General features: G+C 57.1%; 19 protein-coding genes. 5 read left to right on the top strand and 14 right to left on the bottom strand.

Annotated elements, in window-relative coordinates:
• Positions 1 to 49 precede the first annotated feature (49 nt).
• Entirely contained in the window at positions 50 to 1,453 is a 1,404-nt protein-coding gene (cycA, locus tag RTE01_RS12690) for a D-serine/D-alanine/glycine transporter (RefSeq protein WP_041143730.1), read from the bottom strand.
• 306 nt (positions 1,454 to 1,759) lie between these two features.
• Positions 1,760 to 2,380 (bottom strand): FKBP-type peptidyl-prolyl cis-trans isomerase, encoded by a 621-nt coding sequence (fklB, locus tag RTE01_RS12695; RefSeq protein WP_041143729.1) that lies wholly within the window; start codon positions 2,378 to 2,380, stop codon positions 1,760 to 1,762.
• 347 nt (positions 2,381 to 2,727) lie between these two features.
• Between fklB and RTE01_RS12705 the strand changes: the two genes are divergently transcribed.
• Entirely contained in the window at positions 2,728 to 3,393 is a 666-nt protein-coding gene (locus RTE01_RS12705) for a LysM-like peptidoglycan-binding domain-containing protein (RefSeq protein ID WP_041143728.1), read from the top strand.
• A gap of 87 nt (positions 3,394 to 3,480) precedes the next feature.
• On the opposite strand, the gene rplI is transcribed toward RTE01_RS12705, so the two are convergent.
• From rplI to rpsF, 4 genes are read right to left on the bottom strand one after another with little or no spacing between them, the layout of a single operon-like run.
• The gene (gene rplI / locus RTE01_RS12710) at positions 3,481 to 3,930 is read right to left on the bottom strand and encodes a 50S ribosomal protein L9 (RefSeq protein ID WP_041143727.1); all 450 of its coding nucleotides are present in this window, start codon (positions 3,928 to 3,930) and stop codon (positions 3,481 to 3,483) included.
• Positions 3,931 to 3,969: 39 nt separating this feature from the next.
• A complete protein-coding gene (gene rpsR / locus RTE01_RS12715) occupies positions 3,970 to 4,197 on the bottom strand; it encodes a 30S ribosomal protein S18 (protein WP_002210155.1) in 228 nt (75 codons plus the stop codon).
• A 4-nt stretch (positions 4,198 to 4,201) separates the two neighbouring features.
• Positions 4,202 to 4,516: a primosomal replication protein N gene (priB, locus tag RTE01_RS12720; protein ID WP_041143726.1), complete on the bottom strand. Its 315-nt coding sequence runs from the start codon at positions 4,514 to 4,516 to the stop codon at positions 4,202 to 4,204.
• 5 nt (positions 4,517 to 4,521) lie between these two features.
• Positions 4,522 to 4,917, bottom strand: coding sequence for a 30S ribosomal protein S6 (gene rpsF / locus RTE01_RS12725; protein WP_004098001.1), 396 nt, complete (start codon positions 4,915 to 4,917; stop codon positions 4,522 to 4,524).
• Between the two features lie 340 nt (positions 4,918 to 5,257).
• On the opposite strand from rpsF, the gene RTE01_RS12730 reads away from it, so the two are divergent.
• A complete protein-coding gene (locus tag RTE01_RS12730; protein ID WP_041143725.1) occupies positions 5,258 to 5,533 on the top strand; it encodes a YdgH/BhsA/McbA family protein in 276 nt (91 codons plus the stop codon).
• 62 nt (positions 5,534 to 5,595) lie between these two features.
• Here RTE01_RS12730 and yjfP read toward each other — a convergent pair whose 3' ends face one another.
• Positions 5,596 to 6,312: an esterase gene (yjfP, locus tag RTE01_RS12735; RefSeq protein WP_134525149.1), complete on the bottom strand. Its 717-nt coding sequence runs from the start codon at positions 6,310 to 6,312 to the stop codon at positions 5,596 to 5,598.
• Positions 6,313 to 6,521: 209 nt separating this feature from the next.
• Between yjfP and bsmA the strand changes: the two genes are divergently transcribed.
• Complete coding sequence (gene bsmA, locus RTE01_RS12740; protein WP_041143723.1) at positions 6,522 to 6,830, top strand: biofilm peroxide resistance protein BsmA; 309 nt, start codon at positions 6,522 to 6,524, stop codon at positions 6,828 to 6,830.
• A 138-nt stretch (positions 6,831 to 6,968) separates the two neighbouring features.
• A complete protein-coding gene (yjfN, locus tag RTE01_RS12745) occupies positions 6,969 to 7,244 on the top strand; it encodes a DUF1471 family protease activator YjfN (RefSeq protein ID WP_041147507.1) in 276 nt (91 codons plus the stop codon).
• On the opposite strand, the gene RTE01_RS12750 is transcribed toward yjfN, so the two are convergent.
• Positions 7,235 to 8,872, bottom strand: coding sequence for an isovaleryl-CoA dehydrogenase (locus RTE01_RS12750; RefSeq protein ID WP_134525148.1), 1,638 nt, complete (start codon positions 8,870 to 8,872; stop codon positions 7,235 to 7,237). The two genes, yjfN and RTE01_RS12750, sit on opposite strands and share 10 nt — an antisense overlap.
• A gap of 194 nt (positions 8,873 to 9,066) precedes the next feature.
• Here RTE01_RS12750 and RTE01_RS12755 point away from each other — a divergent pair, with 194 nt between their 5' ends.
• Complete coding sequence (locus tag RTE01_RS12755; protein ID WP_134525147.1) at positions 9,067 to 10,365, top strand: MFS transporter; 1,299 nt, start codon at positions 9,067 to 9,069, stop codon at positions 10,363 to 10,365.
• Positions 10,366 to 10,393: 28 nt separating this feature from the next.
• On the opposite strand, the gene rlmB is transcribed toward RTE01_RS12755, so the two are convergent.
• The 6 genes from rlmB to hflC form a co-directional block, all read right to left on the bottom strand.
• Positions 10,394 to 11,125 (bottom strand): 23S rRNA (guanosine(2251)-2'-O)-methyltransferase RlmB, encoded by a 732-nt coding sequence (rlmB, locus tag RTE01_RS12760; RefSeq protein WP_041143720.1) that lies wholly within the window; start codon positions 11,123 to 11,125, stop codon positions 10,394 to 10,396.
• Positions 11,126 to 11,202: 77 nt separating this feature from the next.
• Complete coding sequence (gene rnr / locus RTE01_RS12765; protein WP_041143719.1) at positions 11,203 to 13,650, bottom strand: ribonuclease R; 2,448 nt, start codon at positions 13,648 to 13,650, stop codon at positions 11,203 to 11,205.
• A 38-nt stretch (positions 13,651 to 13,688) separates the two neighbouring features.
• Positions 13,689 to 14,114: a nitric oxide-sensing transcriptional repressor NsrR gene (gene nsrR / locus RTE01_RS12770; RefSeq protein WP_041143718.1), complete on the bottom strand. Its 426-nt coding sequence runs from the start codon at positions 14,112 to 14,114 to the stop codon at positions 13,689 to 13,691.
• Between the two features lie 150 nt (positions 14,115 to 14,264).
• Positions 14,265 to 15,563 carry an adenylosuccinate synthase gene (purA, locus tag RTE01_RS12775; protein WP_041143717.1) on the bottom strand — a complete coding sequence of 433 codons (1,299 nt, stop codon included), beginning with the start codon at positions 15,561 to 15,563 and terminating at the stop codon, positions 14,265 to 14,267.
• Between the two features lie 102 nt (positions 15,564 to 15,665).
• Entirely contained in the window at positions 15,666 to 15,863 is a 198-nt protein-coding gene (locus RTE01_RS12780; RefSeq protein ID WP_041143716.1) for a DUF2065 domain-containing protein, read from the bottom strand.
• 220 nt (positions 15,864 to 16,083) lie between these two features.
• Positions 16,084 to 17,088, bottom strand: a complete 1,005-nt coding sequence (gene hflC / locus RTE01_RS12785; RefSeq protein WP_041143715.1) for a protease modulator HflC — start codon at positions 17,086 to 17,088, stop codon at positions 16,084 to 16,086.
• Between the last annotated feature and the right edge of the window lies 1 nt (position 17,089).

Below are 17,089 nucleotides of genomic sequence, written 5' to 3' on the forward strand. Positions count from 1 at the left end.
TTATGACGGCCGTTGCAAGCAACGTTAAAAATCTCTCCCGGAGATTTTTTTATTTCGCGAGACGTTTCTTACCGGCAAAGAACCAGCCCACCGCCAGCAGAACAAACCACAGCGGCGTGACGATCAGCGCCTGGCGCGTGTCGGTTTCCAGCGTCAGCAGCACCACCACGAAGACGAAGAACGCCATACAAACCCAGCACATCAGCTTGCCCAGCGGCATCTTATACTTCGACTGCTCGTGCAGCTGCGGGCGCTTTTTGCGATAGACCAGATACGAGCACAGGATAATGGTCCAGACGAACATAAACAGGATCGCCGAAACCGTGGTGATCATGGTGAACGCGGAAATCACGCTTGGATTCACCATCAGCATCACCACGCCGCCCAGCAGGCACATGCAGGAGAAGGTCAGGCCTTTCGCCGGTACCGCACGTTTCGACAGTTTGGCGAACATCGACGGTGCCTGACCATCCTGCGCCAGGCCAAACAGCATACGGCTGGTGGAGAATACGCCGCTGTTGGCCGAAGAGGCCGCGGAGGTCAGCACCACGAAGTTAATCAAGCTGGCCGCAGCTGGCAGGCCCACCAGCACAAAGAGTTCGACGAACGGGCTCTTGGTCGGAACCACCGAGCTCCACGGCGTCACCGACATAATCACGATCAGCGCGAAGACGTAGAACATAATGATACGCAGCGGGATAGAGTTAATCGCGCGCGGCAGGGATTTCTCCGGATCTTTGGTTTCCGCAGCGGTGGTGCCCACCAGCTCAATCCCAACGAAGGCGAAGACCGCAATCTGGAAGCCGGCAAAGAATCCGCTGATCCCTTTCGGGAACCAGCCGCCGTCATTCCACAGATGAGAAAAAGAGGCTTCTACGCCGGTCGGCGATTTGAAGTGCATCATCACCATGACCAGGCCGACGACAATCAGCGCCACGATAGCGACGATCTTGACCATCGCAAACCAGAACTCCATTTCCCCGAACATTTTCACGGTGGCAAGGTTCAGGCTCAGCAGCAGCAGGATAACCGCCAGCGAGGCCACCCAGTCGGAGAGGCCCGGGAACCAGAACTGGGCGTAGGCGGTAATCGCCACGACGTCCGCCATCCCGGTCACCACCCAGCAGAACCAGTAGGTCCAGCCGGTAAAGTATCCGGCCCACGGCCCCAGAAGATCGGCGGCGAAATCGCTGAACGATTTATATTCCAGATTCGACAGCAGCAGTTCGCCCATCGCACGCATGACGAAAAACAGCATGAAGCCAATGATCATATAAACAAAAATGATGGATGGCCCGGCGAGACTGATGGTTTTACCGGACCCCATAAATAAGCCGGTACCGATAGCGCCGCCGATGGCAATAAGCTGAATATGCCGGTTTGTGAGATTTCGCCGCAGCGTTTGTTCCGTCGGAGCCTGCTCTTCAGCAGCGACTTTAACCTGATCTACCATGTGATATTTTCCTGTTGTACCTGTCTGTGTTGTTCAGGCTCTACTGGCCCGTCATTGGTCATTACCCTTGGAAAAGGGCTTATCGATATTAGGTAAGAATCGGAAGGATGAATACAATGATTTAGATATAATGTTAATTTTATGTTTAAAGTGAGTGTTATATCACTCCGGTCACGCGAAACAGCTCACAAAACTACGCCAAAAAATCATTTAAGCAATATTAAACTCTAACTAAATTCAAACTTAAGCGTTTTACGCTATTTTTATTTGCTTCCCCGCCCCTTGGGGAGAGGAAGCCACTACTGCTTAGATAATATCCAGCAGCTCTACTTCAAAAATCAGGGTGCTGAACGGAGGAATCGATGCGCCCGCGCCGCGCTCGCCGTAGGCGAGGTTGTGCGGAATGGTCAGCTCCCATTTTGAGCCAACCGGCATCAGGGTCAGCGCCTCAATCCAGCCGCCGATCACGCCGGTTACCGGGAATTCAGCCGGCTCGCCACGCGCAACGGAGCTGTCAAAAACGGTACCGTCGATAAGCTTACCGGTGTAGTGCACGCGAACGTGGTCGGTACGCGCCGGGATAGCGCCTTCGCCCTGGGTCAGGACGCGGAACTGCAGCCCGGATTCGGTGCTGTTCACGCCTTCGCGCTCGCGGTTTTCATCGAGGTATTTCTGGCCATCTGCCGCCAGCTCCTGGAAACGTTCGCGGCGTACCGCATCGGCACGTTCGTGAATTTCACGCAGCGCGCGGTGAACGGCTTCTACCGGCACCTGCGGCTGATTGCCTTCCAGCGCATCAGCAATACCGGCCACCAGCGCCTCAGGCAGCAGCCCCTGCAGGCCAGATTCGCTCAGCTGTTGTCCAACCTGCAAGCCGATACCGTAACTTGCCTGCGCTTCGATAGTGTCAAAAGTCGGGGTTGCCATCTTTGTTCCTTTTTTGGGGGGAAAATTCATACTCTATAAACTTCGGCCTGCGGGAAGGCGGCAGGCTCCTGAGCCTTAGCGGTATAAATAACGCCATAAGCGAAGCGAGCAGCACTGCCAGCGCACCGGCAACCCGAAAGACGACGAGTATAAAGTGGTGGGCAGCATATCAGCCACAGCACGATGGGTAAAACTTTGTCGCTGGATGATGACAAATCTGAGGGAAACAGAAACAATAGGCAATATCAGGCTAACCTCACGAAACATATCTTTGTCTCGTCCATCAGGAAGTTAGCCATCTATACTCTACGGAGCAGCATAAAAATATGCGGAGCAGGAGGAAAGCCATGCCCGGGCGCTTTGAAATGACACCTACCCTGGCGAAGATCTGGCACGCCCCGGATCATATTCGCATTATGGATCCGCTGCCGCCAATGCACCGTCGGGGCATTATCGCCGGAGCCCTGCTGGTGGTTATCGGCATACTGCTCCCCTCCGAGGACAGCAGCACGTCCGCCCAGGTCAGCCGCGACGCCAGCCTCGATATGCAGTCGCAGTCCCAGCCGCAATCGTCTTCACAGCAGGCTATCCCGCTGCCGCCCATTACCTCAACGCCTACGGTGAGCGACGCCGATCAGATGGCGCCGGTGGCACCAGAGCCGGTTCAGGACGAGCAGCCGGCCGAGCAGCAGAATCAGACCTACTCTCCGCCTCCGCAGCAACAGCAGCAATCTGCGCCGGGCATCGAGCAGCAGTGGCGCACCTATCGCATCGAGTCAGGGAAAACCCTGGCCCAGCTGTTCCGCGACCATAATCTGCCGCCAACCGACGTTTACGCGATGGCCCAGGTCGAAGGTTCGGGGAAACCGCTCAGCTCGCTGCAAACCGGGCAAACGGTACAGATTAGACAGAATGCGAATGGGGTGGTAACCGGCCTGACTATCGATATCGGCGGTGGGCAGCAGGTGCTGTTTACCCGTCAGGCAAACGGCAGCTTTATTCGTGCGCGATAGTCTATCGCGAATAAATTAGCGTGGGGGAAGGCAGAAAAGCAAAACGCCGGCACAAGGCCGGCGTCTCGACGCGAGCAGAGTAAAAAATTACTCAGCTACAACGTTAACAACCAGTTTCGCGAAGACTTCGCTGTGAACCTGGAAGTCCACTTCGTGCTCACCGGTGGTGCGCAGAACGCCGTTCGGCAGACGAACTTCGCTCTTAGCGACGGCAACGCCAGCTGCAGTTACAGCGTCAGCGATGTCGCGGGTACCGATGGAACCGAACAGTTTACCTTCGTCGCCTGATTTAGACGCGATGGTAACGTTGCCCAGTGCATTGATTGCTTCAGCACGTGCGTTAGCAGCTGCCAGAACGTCAGCCAGTTTGGCTTCCAGTTCAGCGCGACGCGCTTCGAAGAATTCAACGTTTTTCTTGGTAGCTGGAACAGCTTTACCCTGTGGAACCAGGAAGTTACGAGCGTAGCCCGCTTTAACATTAACCTGATCACCCAGGCTGCCCAGGTTTGCTACTTTATCAAGCAGAATAACTTGCATTACCTTATCCTCTTAAAGTCGTTAATAGACAGCGGCCGATTACTGATGACGATCGGTATATGGCAGCAGGGACAGGTAGCGAGCGCGCTTGATGCAGCGAGCCAGCTGACGCTGGTATTTTGCGCGAGTACCGGTAATACGGCTCGGGACAATTTTACCGCTTTCGGTAATGTAGTTTTTCAGCGTAGCGATGTCTTTGTAATCAATCTCTACAACGCCTTCCGCGGTGAAACGGCAGAACTTGCGACGACGGAAATAACGTGCCATTTGGCTAGTCTCCAGAATCTATCAATTCAATCTGCTCGGCATGCAGAACCATTTTGCTCAGGCCGTTCTTTGCCTTGTGGCAAGAAATGAACCCCCGAACGATTACTGCACTGCCGACCGTTATACTGTGAGTAATGGCCTGGTTTTGGTGTCCGCTAATGATAACGGGCATTTGACACCATGCCTGCCGGTGAAAACCGGCTTCCTCCTGCACTGAACGATGCTCAAGCACGAACTGGCAGTGTGGAATTCCTGACGGGCTGACCTTACGAATTGGCGTCCTGCAGATAATGCCGGACAGCTCCAGACGGTTGGTCATCAGGATTACTCTTCAGAATCCCCAGCTTCGGAATCATCTGCGGTTTCGTTTGCGAAATCTTCGCGACGCTCACGGCGCTCGTCTTTCGCTTTAACCATCGGAGATGCTTCGGTAACAGCGTGCTTAGTACGCATTACCATGCTGCGGATAACGGCGTCGTTGAAGCGGAAGTTTGTTTCCAGCTCATCGATCGCTTCCTGCGGGGCTTCAACGTTCAGCAGAACGTAGTGAGCTTTGTGCAGTTTGTTGATCGGGTAAGCCAGCTGACGGCGGCCCCAGTCTTCCAGACGGTGGATCGTACCTTCTGCTGCAGTGATTGCACCAGTGTAACGTTCGATCATACCCGGAACCTGTTCGCTCTGGTCAGGATGGACCATAAAAACGATTTCGTAATGACGCATCGAATTGCTCCTTACGGATTATTCAGCCTCCTGTCTGGGTCAGCCGCGGCCCATGGAGGCAAGGAACGTGGTTAAAGGGCGGCTGAAAAATTGACGCGTCATTCTAATTGCGAACCACCATAAACTCAAGCTGATTGCGCAAATAATTCGCACTAACGGCAAAGCCGCGCTAAGTCAGTGATTTAAAATTAATCAACGGCAGCAGCGACACTTTTTTGAACAACTTCATCAGAAATGGTCGCGATGCACCCGGCAGGGAGTGATTACACTTACATCAAGAGCAATCTATAGCCCAAGGGAGCCCGGGTTAACGTCAGGACAGTTATAAGGAGCGTAGATTATGAAATACATCCTCATTGCCGTAATGGCTGCGCTTTTACTGAGCGCCAACGCGCTGGCAGCCATCAAAATCGATGGACGTCAGGCACGTAACATGGACGATGTACAGAGCCTGGGCGTTATCTATATCAACCACAATATGGCCACTGAGCAAGAGGCCGATAAGGCCCTTAACCAGCTGAGCGACGAACAGGGGGCAAAATACTTCCAGCCGATCCTGATCCACGAACCGGAAAGCAACGGCGCAATCCACGCCAGCGCCGCGCTCTATCGCTAACCACCCTTCTCTAACCCCTTCGCCTCCGCTGCGGGGACGAAGGGCCCAGCCCGCCGCCGCGCCTAAAGCGTGCGCTTAAAGAACCCGACCGTTTCGGCCAGCGCCTCTGGCGTAATGCGATGGCGCACGCCCTGCTGCCAGACGCAGGTCAGGTTTTCGGCCAGGCCGCTTTGCTGCAGGGCCTGCTGGAGGCGGAAGGTTTCGCCAGGCGGTACCACGTCGTCCTCATCGCCGTGCCAAAGCAGCAGCGGCCTGCTGGCGAGCGTCACCAGCTGATGGCTGACGTCCCACTCCGTCAGCTGCTCCGCGTCCAGGGAGGGTGAAGGAAACAGGCTTTGCGCGAGGCTGCTGAAATAGCCGGACCCCATCAGACAGGCGACGCTTTTCAGCTGCGGATGATGGGTCATAATGCCCAGCGCCGTCATTCCGCCCATCGAGGCGCCGGCGACCGCCAGCCTGTCGTCCGCAATCCACCCCTGCGCGGCGATCGCAGCGCGCAGCGCGGTGAATTCGGCGAAGTTCTGTAGCAAGATGGGCCAAAAGCGCTGCATTCGCCCTTTTTCATCACCGAAGTAGCGCGCGCCATGCTCAGGCGCATCGGGCATAATGACGCGAAATCCCGCCTCCGCCAGCGCCACGGCAAAGTAGCTATAGACCAGCTTAGAAGAGGTGAATCCGTGATAAAAAACGATACACGGCAGAGGCCGGTCTGACGCATTTTGCGGACAGGCATGAAGCACCTCGCCGCCCGCAAGATTACGCACTTCCAGTACAATCATTTATCGTCTCCCGTCTCTAGAGTAGCGGTGTGCCATGGGCTAACATATAGCCAAAGGCGTGGGTTCAGCCGCGATTTATAATGTTGAGAACTGGGTTACGCTTTCACAACATTTTCATTCGAAAATCGCGTCAGAGATAACAATTCGGGAACATTCCCCGGAAATGTCATTCAGGCTACCACTACACTGTGACTAACAGGAAACGAGATATGGTTATGCGTAGGTTTACACCGTGGTTACTGGCGATTGTTCTGAGCGGCTGTAGCGCCCTGCAGGGAACGCCTGAAGCCCCGCCGCCTGCGACCAGCCATCCGCAAGAGATTCACCGTAACCAGACCAGCGGGCTACAAAAAATGGGGACGGTGAGCGTGCTGATGTATGGTTCGCCGATGGATGTTGAAGCTGCGCTGAAGGTCAAAGCAGAAGCGGCTAAAGCGGATTACTACGTCATCATAATGATTGATGACACCCTGGTTCCCGGCCAGTGGTATTCGCAGGCAATTCTGTACCGTAAATAACGGTGCGACGCCTTTAACCCCGCTTTACATTGCTTTGCATCCGTTCACGTTCTCCTGTGCATAATAACGTTCAGCCAGTCAAACCTGGCAGGACGTTAGCAACGGACTGCCCTCGGGCCACGCGAAATGGAGCTGACGATGAAACGATCATTTACCTTACCCAGCCTGCTGTTTAACGCTACAACGGCACATACTGCAGCACAGTCCGCAGAATTTGCCAGCGCGGACTGCGTCACTGGCCTGAATGAAATCGGCCTGATTTCCGTCAACAATATTGCCGGCAGCCAGCAGGACGTCGAGCATGCCATCGCCGTGAAGGCCGATGAGCAGGGCGCCTCCTGGTATCGCATCGTCCAGATGTACGAGGAACAGCAGCCGGACAGCTGGCGGGTACAGGCCATTCTCTACGCCTGAGGCGCCTGGCGCCCGCGCCCGGTGCCGCGCAGCAGCAGGTCATCGAGCGTTTGCGCGTCCAGCCGCACGCCGCCGCGCGGGTCGAGCATCATTCGACACCAGGCCTGAGCCAGCGGCGGTGAAGCGTAGCGCAGCATCTGCGCTCCCGCGCCTAGCCGGTACACCAGCCGGGTTATCTCCCGGCCCTGCTCTTCCGCTGGCCGCCTCAGCAGCTGCTGCAGCTGACGCCATCCGCGATCGAAATGGCGATTCTGCCCTTTAACTTCCGCACACTCTGTCGCCAGCAGCTCCAGCGCCGCCGGCTGCTTGCTCAGCACCCGCATCACGTCGAGACACATAATATTCCCGGAGCCTTCCCAGATGCTGTTCACCGGCGTCTCCCGGTACAGGCGCGGCAGCTCGCTCTCCTCGCAGTAGCCGATACCGCCCAGCACCTCCATCGCTTCGCCAACAAAGGGGATCGCGGATTTGCAGATGGCAAACTTCGCCGCCGGGGTAAACAGGCGGGCCCACAGCACCTCCTGCCCGTCGTTTCGCTTGTCCCACGCGCGCGCCAGGCGGAATAAAAAGGCGGTTTGTCCCTCAAGCTGCAGCGCCATCTGGCCCAGCACCTGGCGCATCATCGGTTGCTCGACCAGGCTTTTACCGAACGCCTGGCGCTGAAAAGCGTGATAGAAGGCGACCGACCAGGCCCGACGCATTAAGGCATGGCTGCCCAGCGCGCAGTCGAAGCGGGTCAGGCCGCCCATTTTGAGGATTTGCCGTACGCCGTCCCCCTCTTCGCCCACCAGCCAGCCGCAGGCGTCATAGAACTCCACCTCGCTGCTGGCGTTAGAGCGGTTGCCGAGCTTATCTTTGAGCCTTTCGAGGTGTAGCGCATTGCGCTGGCCGTCCGGCAGAAGACGCGGGACAAAGAAACAGGAGAGCCCGCCGGGCGCCTGCGCCAGCACCAGGTGCGCGTCGCTTTGCGGTACCGAGAAAAACCACTTGTGGCCCACCAGACGATAAAACCCGTCGGCGCTCTTTTCGGCGCGGGTGGTATTGCTCAGCACATCCGATCCCCCCTGCTTTTCCGTCATTCCCATGCCGATCAGCAGCCCGCGCTTCTGGCTGCCCGGCACCAGGTGCGGATCGTAGCGATCGCTCAGCAGCGGCGTCAGCCAGTCGCTAAACGGCCCGGGGAGCGACTGCTGCAGCAGAGGCGTGGCGGCGAAGGTCATGGTTATCGGGCATAGCGTTCCGGCCTCCACCTGCGCATGCAGCATAAAGCGCGCCGCCCGGGCCACGAAAGCGCCGGCGCGCGCGTCGTCCTGCCAGGCGAGATTATGCACCCGGTTAGCGCACAGACCCTGCATCAGCAGGTGCCAGGCGGGATGAAAGCGCACATCGTCAAGCCGCGTACCGGTCGCGTCATAGCGCAGCAGCTCCGGCGGATTAACGTTAGCCAGCCTCCCCAGTTCCAGCGACTCTGCCGTTCCCAGCTGCTGGCCGATGCTGGCCAGCAGATCGCCATCCCAGGCGGCGCCCTCGCGGGCTACGGCTTCGCGCAGCGCGGTATCGGACAAGAATAAGTTGCTGTTCAGCAGCGGCGTCGGCTGATTAAACACGGTATGAGTTGGCCAGTGCATAGTGCTTCCCTCCGTCAATGGCGTTGTACTCAGTATGGTCAGCCTGGGCCGGGAGCGCCCGCGAGCCGGGTCACAAAAAACCATTCGTCCCTTCGTGAAGCGCATCACAGGCATAAGAATTTAAAATTTTATCAGGCTGAAGTTGTGGAATAATTTATTCACTTGTTATTTTTTTGTTGAAATCAGGATGGCCTATGCAGACCGCGACACGCCCTACGGGCGCGCACAAGCGCGCGCTGATCGCCGGATCTATCGGCAACTTTATTGAATGGTATGAGTTTGCGGTCTACGGCTTTCTGGCGACGGTTATCGCCCGGAACTTCTTTCAGCTGGCCGGCGAGGCGCCACTGACGGGCCTGATCCTGACCTACGCCTCCTTCGCTATCGCCTTTTTCTTCCGTCCGCTAGGCGCCATTATTTTTGGCCGCATCGGCGATCGAATCGGCCGCAAGCCGACGCTGATCGTCGTCCTGGTGATGATGACGCTCGCCACCACGGCAATTGGCCTGGTACCGACGTATGCCAGCATCGGGGTAGCGGCCCCGCTGATTTTGACCGGGCTGCGCATTCTGCAGGGGCTGTTTGCCGGCGGGGAGTATGGCGGTGCCGTCTCGCTGATGACCGAGTTTGCGCCTCGCGGCAAGCGCGGCCTGTATGGCGCATGGCAATCCTTCACCGTCGCCCTCGGCCTGCTGGCCGGCGCCGGGGTCGTCGCCCTGATATCCGCGGTGCTGAGCCCGGAAGAGCTCCATGCCTGGGGCTGGCGAATTCCGTTCTTCCTCGCCATCCCGATGGGGGTAGTCGCACTCTGGCTGCGGGTGAAAATGGAAGAGACGCCGGGGTTTCTCCGCCAGCAGCAACAGCAACAGCAGCGTCCGCAGGCCAGCGCCGACCTGAGCCATACTCTGAAAGCGATTATCACCGGCATCGGCCGCCTGATGGTCTGGTCCGCCGCAGGCTACACCTACCTGGTGATTATGCCCGCCTACCTGCAGTCGGCGCTGCACACCGGCTTTAACCAGGCGCTGCTGATCGCGGTGATCTCCAATATTGGCTTTGCGCTCACCATTCTTCCTGCCGGGATACTCAGCGATAAGTGGGGTCGGCGTAACGTGATGGTGATGGCCGCGGTGCTGCTGCTGATACTGGCGCTGCCGCTGCTGAAAATTCTTCAGGCGGAATCCAGCACGCTGCTGATAAAAGGCGCGGTGGTGCTCATTGCTGGCGGTCTGGTGGGGGTGCTGGCAGGGCCGGGACCGGCGATGCTGGCAGAGATGTTCCCGACAAGGGTGCGCTATACCGGCCTTGGGCTGGCCTATTCGCTCTCTAATGCGGTGTTTTCCGGCTGCGCCGGGCTGATTATTACCGGCCTGATTAAACAGACCGGTAATCTTGATATTCCGGCTTACTACGTCATGGCGACGGCGGTAGTCAGTATCATCGCGCTGATGACGCTCAATAAGAACGATCACCTGCGCTCGCTGGACGAGTAGCCGCCGGGCAGCGTGCGCCCGGCGTTAATCAGCTGCGCTGGCGCACGGCTTCAAACAAGCAAATGCCGGTCGCGACGGAGACGTTCAGCGAGGAGACGCTGCCGGCCATCGGAATGCTGATCAGCTCATCGCAGTGTTCGCGCGTCAGGCGGCGCATCCCTTCACCCTCGGCACCCATCACCAGCGCCATCGGGCCGGTCATCTTACTCTGGAAGAGGGTATGGTCCGCTTCACCGGCGGTGCCGACGATCCAGACGTTCTCTTCCTGCAGCAGACGCATGGTGCGCGCGAGGTTAGTCACGCGGATCAGCGGTACGTTTTCCGCCGCGCCGCAGGCGACTTTTTTCGCCGTCGCGTTCAGCTGCGCCGAACGGTCGCGCGGCACGATCACCGCGTGTACGCCAGCGGCATCGGCGCTGCGCAGGCAGGCGCCAAGGTTATGCGGATCGGTAACGCCGTCGAGAATCAGCAGCAGCGGCTGATCGAGAGAGGCGAGCAGTTCAGGCAGGTCGTTCTCCTGGTACTGACGTCCCGGCTTCACGCGGGCAATAATCCCCTGATGCACGGCGCCTTCGCTTTTCTCATCGAGAAACTGGCGGTTAGCGACCTGAATCACCACGCCCTGGGCTTCCAGCGCATGGATCAGCGGCAGCAGGCGTTTATCCTCGCGGCCTTTGAGAATATAGACTTCCTGAAAACGCTCAGGAGCGCGCTCCAGCAGGGCCTGCACCGCGTGGATGCCGTAAATCATTTCACTCATTGATGTACTCGTTGCTTGTTAATATTGCCGTTCGGCTTTACAGGCCGGATGTACCGGCCTGTAAGATTGATGCCCGCTTACTCAGCGGTTTTCTTTTTCGCCGCGCGCTTCGCTTTGGTTGCGGCAGCTATTTTCTGCGTTTTGGTCGACGGCTTCTTCGCTTTTTTCTCGCCTTTAGGCTGGGCAGCCTGGGGCTGAGACTTGCCTTTCTCTTTGCGGAAGGCGCTATCCGGCTCGAAGTTGACCTGCTTACCGGCCTGGCGACGACGCCCGGAAGGTTTGCCGGCGTTCGACTTTTTCGCCTTCTCGCGCTCGGTCTTGCCGACGTTGCGCGGGGCGCGTTCGCTGGAGATCAGCGAGAAGTCGATTTTACGCTCGTCCATATTGACCGCTTCCACGCGGACTTCCACGCGATCGCCCAGTCGATAGGTCTGACCGCCGGACTCGCCGATCAGACGCTGCCCGACCTGGTCAAAGCGGTAATAGTCGTTATCCAGAGATGACACGTGCACCAGGCCGTCGATAAACAGCTCGTCCAGGCGGACGAAGAAGCCAAAGCCGGTGACGCTGGCAATCACGCCCTTAAAGACGTTGCCTACCTGATCCAGCATAAAGTCACACTTCAGCCAGTCAGAGACCTCGCGGGTCGCTTCGTCGGCACGACGTTCGGCCATCGAACAGTGCGCGCCCAGCTGCAGCATCTCTTCCATGCTGTAGTGCCAGCCGCCGGTTTCAGTGCTGTTGCCTTTGTGCCCCTGCTCTTTCGCCAGCAGATACTTAATGGCGCGGTGCAGCGACAGGTCAGGATAGCGGCGAATAGGCGAGGTGAAGTGCGCGTAGGACTGCAGCGCCAGGCCAAAGTGGCCGCGGTTTTCCGGATCGTAGACCGCCTGCTTCATCGAGCGCAGCAGCATGGTTTGCAGCATCTCGTGGTCAGGACGATCGGCGATGGAGGTCAGCAGCTCGGCGTAGTCGCGCGGCTCCGGCTTGTTGCCACCAGGCAGCTCCAGACCGAGCTCCGCCAGGACCGTGCGGAAAGCGGTGATCGCTTCAGTGGTCGGCTTATCGTGGATACGGAACAGGGCCGGCTCCAGCGCCTTCTCAACGAAGCGAGCGGCGGAGATGTTCGCCAGAATCATACACTCTTCGATAAGCTTATGGGCGTCGTTACGCTGGGTCTGCTCAATACGCTCGATGCGGCGTTCAGCGTTAAAGATGAACTTCGCTTCTTCACTTTCAAAGGAGATGCCGCCGCGTTCTTCGCGCGCGCTATCGAGGACTTTGTAAAGGGTGTGCAGCTCTTCGATATGCTTCACCAGTGGCGCGTACTGCTCACGCAGCTCGCCGTCGCCCTGCAGCATATGCCATACCTTGGTATAGGTCAGGCGCGCGTGCGAGCTCATTACCGCTTCATAGAATTTGTAGCCGGTCAGACGGCCTTTTGACGAAATCGTCATTTCGCAAACCATGCACAGGCGATCGACCTGCGGGTTCAGCGAGCACAGGCCGTTAGAGAGCACTTCCGGCAGCATCGGTACCACCTGCGAAGGGAAGTAGACCGAGGTGCCGCGGCTGCGCGCTTCGCCGTCCAGCGGCGTACCGGGACGCACGTAGTAGCTTACGTCGGCAATGGCGACCCACAGGCGCCAGCCGCCGCCGCGTTTCTTCTCGCAGTAAACCGCGTCATCAAAGTCGCGGGCGTCCTCACCATCGATGGTGACCAGCGGCAGATCGCGTAAATCAACGCGGCCGATTTTCGCCTCTTCCGGCACCTGCTCTTTGAGCACGGATACCTGTTTTTCCACCTCTGGTGGCCAGGTGTAAGGGATTTCATGGGTGCGCAGCGCCATATCGACCGCCATGCTGGTGCCCATGTTATCGCCCAGCACCTCAACGATTTTGCCCACCGCTTTCGTGCGACGGGTCGGGCGCTGGGTCAGTTCAACGACCACCACAAAGCCCATCCGCGCGCCCATGACTTCTTCAGGCGGGATCAGGATATCAAAGCTCAGGCGGCTGTCGTCAGGGACCACGAAGCCCACGCCGGCGTCGGTGAAGTAGCGGCCGACGATCTGGCTGGTTTTTGGCACCAGCACCCGCACAATACGCGCTTCGCGGCGGCCTTTACGGTCCGCGCCCAGCGGCTGCGCCAGCACCTGATCGCCATGAATACAGGTTTTCATCTGCTCAGACGACAGGTACAGGTCGTCTTTACGCCCCTCGACGCGCAGGAAGCCAAAGCCATCGCGATGGCCGATAACCACGCCTTTGAGCAGGTCAAGACGCTCCGGCAGGGCATAGCACTGACGACGGGTAAACACCAGCTGCCCGTCGCGCTCCATGGCGCGCAGGCGGCGGCGTAGCCCTTCTAACTGCTCATCGCCTTCGATATTCAGTTCTATCGCCAGCTCGTCTCGGCTGGCCGGTTTTTCACGTTTTGCTAAATGATCGAGGATAAATTCCCGGCTAGGGATTGGATTCGCATACTTTTCAGCTTCGCGGTCCTGGAAAGGATCTTGTGACATGTCGGTTCCTCCGTTGTCATCTCTGATGAGAGTTTACGTCACTCCACCAGTAATAATTTATAAAGCGGTTGATTCTCTTCAACCAAATCAGCCAGCGTGTAGTTATCAAGTTCCTTAAGAAAACTTTGCGCCGCTTCTGCAAGCGCCTGTTTCAGGCGACACGCGGGAGTAATGTGGCAAAATTCGCTGCTGCAGTTGACCAGCGATAGCGGCTCAAGGTCGCGAACCACGTCACCTACACGAATCGTTTTTGCCGGCTTACCGAGGCGGATCCCCCCGTTCTTTCCCCGCACTGCCATAACGTAACCAGAGCGACTCAGCTGATTGATTATTTTTACCATATGATTACGCGACACGCCGTAGACCTCCGTCACTTCGGAGATACTCGTCATTCGGCCATCCGGTAGCGACGCCATGTAGATAAGCGCTCGTAATCCGTAATCAGTGAAACTCGTTAACTGCACAGCAACCTCAGGGTAAGGGAAAAGCGGTGAATCCGCAGGGTATGACTATATTGATGATAAACCAGCCGACGCACAGGCCGCTAATTTATTTGAAATGGGGCGGGTAGGCAGCAAAAACAAGGGGCGCCCAATCGGCGCCCCTGGAGATAATTATGCGTCGAACGGGTCGCGCAGAATCATCGTCTCGGTACGGTCAGGACCGGTAGAGATAATATCAACCGGTACGCCGGTCAGCTCTTCAATACGCGCGATGTAGTTCAGCGCCGCCTGCGGCAGGCCGCTACGCTCTTTCACGCCGAAGGTGGTTTCGGACCAGCCCGGCATGACTTCGTAGATCGGCTCAATGCCTTCCCAGTTGTCGGCTGCCAGCGGAGTGGTGGTCACTTCGCGGCCGTCCGGCAGACGGTAAGCTACGCAGATTTTAACTTCTTTCAGGCCGTCCAGCACGTCCAGCTTGGTCAGGCAGAAGCCGGACAGGGAGTTGATCTGCACCGCGCGACGGATCGCCACGATATCCAGCCAGCCGGTACGACGACGACGGCCGGTAGTGGCGCCGAATTCGTTACCCTGCTTGCACAGGAACTCGCCGATGTCATCAAACAGCTCGGTCGGGAACGGACCTGCCCCTACGCGAGTAGAGTAAGCTTTGATGATACCCAGAACGTAATCCACATAACGCGGACCCAGGCCGGAGCCGGTTGCCACGCCACCTGCGGTGGTGTTGGAGGAGGTTACGTACGGATAGGTACCGTGGTCGATATCCAGCAGAGTGCCCTGCGCGCCTTCGAACATCACGAAGTCGCCGCGCTGACGCGCCTGATCCAGCAGATCGGAGACGTCTACAACCATCGCCGTCAGGATGTCGGCAATCGCCATCACGTCATCAAGGACTTTTTGATAATCAACCGCTTCCGCTTTGTAGAAGTTCACCAGCTGGAAGTTGTGATATTCCATCACTTCTTTCAGTTTGTCAGCGAAGGTGGCTTTATCAAACAGGTCACCCACGCGCAGACCGCGGCGAGCGACTTTATCTTCGTAAGCAGGCCCGATGCCGCGACCGGTGGTACCGATAGCTTTCGCACCGCGTGCTTTTTCACGCGCAACGTCCAGCGCAACGTGATAATCGAGGATAAGCGGACAGGCTTCGGACAGCAGCAGACGCTCACGGACAGGGATACCACGGTCTTCCAGTCCTTTCATTTCTTTCATCAGCGCAGCCGGAGACAGCACAACACCGTTACCGATGATGCTGGTGACATTTTCGCGGAGAATACCTGATGGAATAAGATGCAGGACGGTTTTTTCACCGTTGATTACGAGAGTATGGCCTGCGTTGTGACCACCCTGGTAGCGCACAACATATTTAGCCCGTTCAGTCAGGAGATCGACGATCTTCCCTTTACCTTCGTCACCCCATTGGGTGCCCAGTACGACGACGTTGTTGCCCATTTTTCAAAATCACCGTTTGCTTAAAAATGGATTCTACCATCGCTTTTTCAGAGTTACAGCACTTTTTGCACTCAATATCAGCCAGGTCTGGCCATTTTTTGATCAGCCCAGTGATTTCGTCAACATGTAGTAGATGACTATCCCGGCAACCACAAGACCGCCGCCAAAACGGCGTAATAAATTATCAGGCAGCTGGCTCATTGTGGCGATCATTCGACGCCAGGCGCGCGGATAAAGCAGCGGACCCAGCCCTTCAAGTACTAAAACCAGCGCCAGTGCCAGCCAGATTGTTGAGTTCATGATTAACCTTTAGAGAGAAACGAAACCCGCATCGCCGCAGAGCATCAGGGCCTGAGTCATGATGCTTTTTGCCCATGTTGCATATTGTCCGGCATTTCGCGTTGATTATGCACTTTTTTTGCAGAAAAAACGTATAACCCATTGTGTTAAGAGTTATTTCTGGAATTAAAAATATAAAAAAGGCGCCTTTCTCAAGGCGCCTTTTCGCTGACTAAATCGCTTATTTGCGAGCGGAGTCAGGTGACTTCATGTAGCGGAAGAAATCGCTGTCCGGGCTGAGAACCATCACATCCTGGTTACCCTGGAAGCTGTTCTCATAGGCGCGCAGGCTACGGATAAAGGCATAGAAGCCCGGATCCTGGCTAAACGCATCGGCAAACAGCTTGGCCGACTCTGCATCGCCTTCACCACGCATGATGCGGCCCTGGCGCTCGGCTTCTGCCAGCGTCTTGGTCACTTCATAGTCCGCGGTAGCGCGCAGCTTCTCAGCCTCTTCCTGGCCCTGTGAACGGTGGCGACGGGCAACCGCTTCACGCTCAGCGCGCATACGGTTATAAATCGCTTCAGAGACTTCGGCCGGCAGGTTGATCTGCTTGATTCGTACGTCGACGACTTCAATACCCAGCGCCGCCATACTGTTCGGGTTAACAACCGGAACCTTGCCGTTAGTTTCTGCCGATACGCGCTCCGCCGCTTTGGCGATAGCATCGTCAGCGGCCGGCGTGCTGACTTCATCTTCGGTGCCCGCTGAGCCGGAGTTCAGCGCATCGCGCACTTCCAGCGTCAGACGACCGCGGGAATCGGTTACGATATCCTTCACGTCCAGACGACCAATCTCAGAACGCAGACGGTCAGAGAATTTACGCTTCAGCAGCACCTCGGCCTGGGAGACGTCGCCGCCGCCGGTAGCCAGATAGTAACGGCTGAAGTCGCTGATACGCCACTTGATGTAGGAGTCGACGATCAGGTCTTTCTTCTCTTTGGTAACAAAGCGATCGGCCTGATTATCCATGGTCTGAATACGCGCATCGAGCGTTTTCACGGACTCAATAAACGGGATCTTGAAGTGCAGACCCGGCGAATAGACCAGCGGTTTATTTTCGCTATCGCGCAGTACCTTACCAAAACGCAGCGTAATACCGCGCTCGCCCTCTTTGACCACAAAGATAGACATGTAAAGCACTACCAGCACGATGGCAATAATCGCAATTACAGGTTTACGCATC

The sequence above is a fragment of the Klebsiella terrigena genome (genome assembly GCF_006539725.1).
GTDB lineage: Bacteria > Pseudomonadota > Gammaproteobacteria > Enterobacterales > Enterobacteriaceae > Klebsiella > Klebsiella terrigena.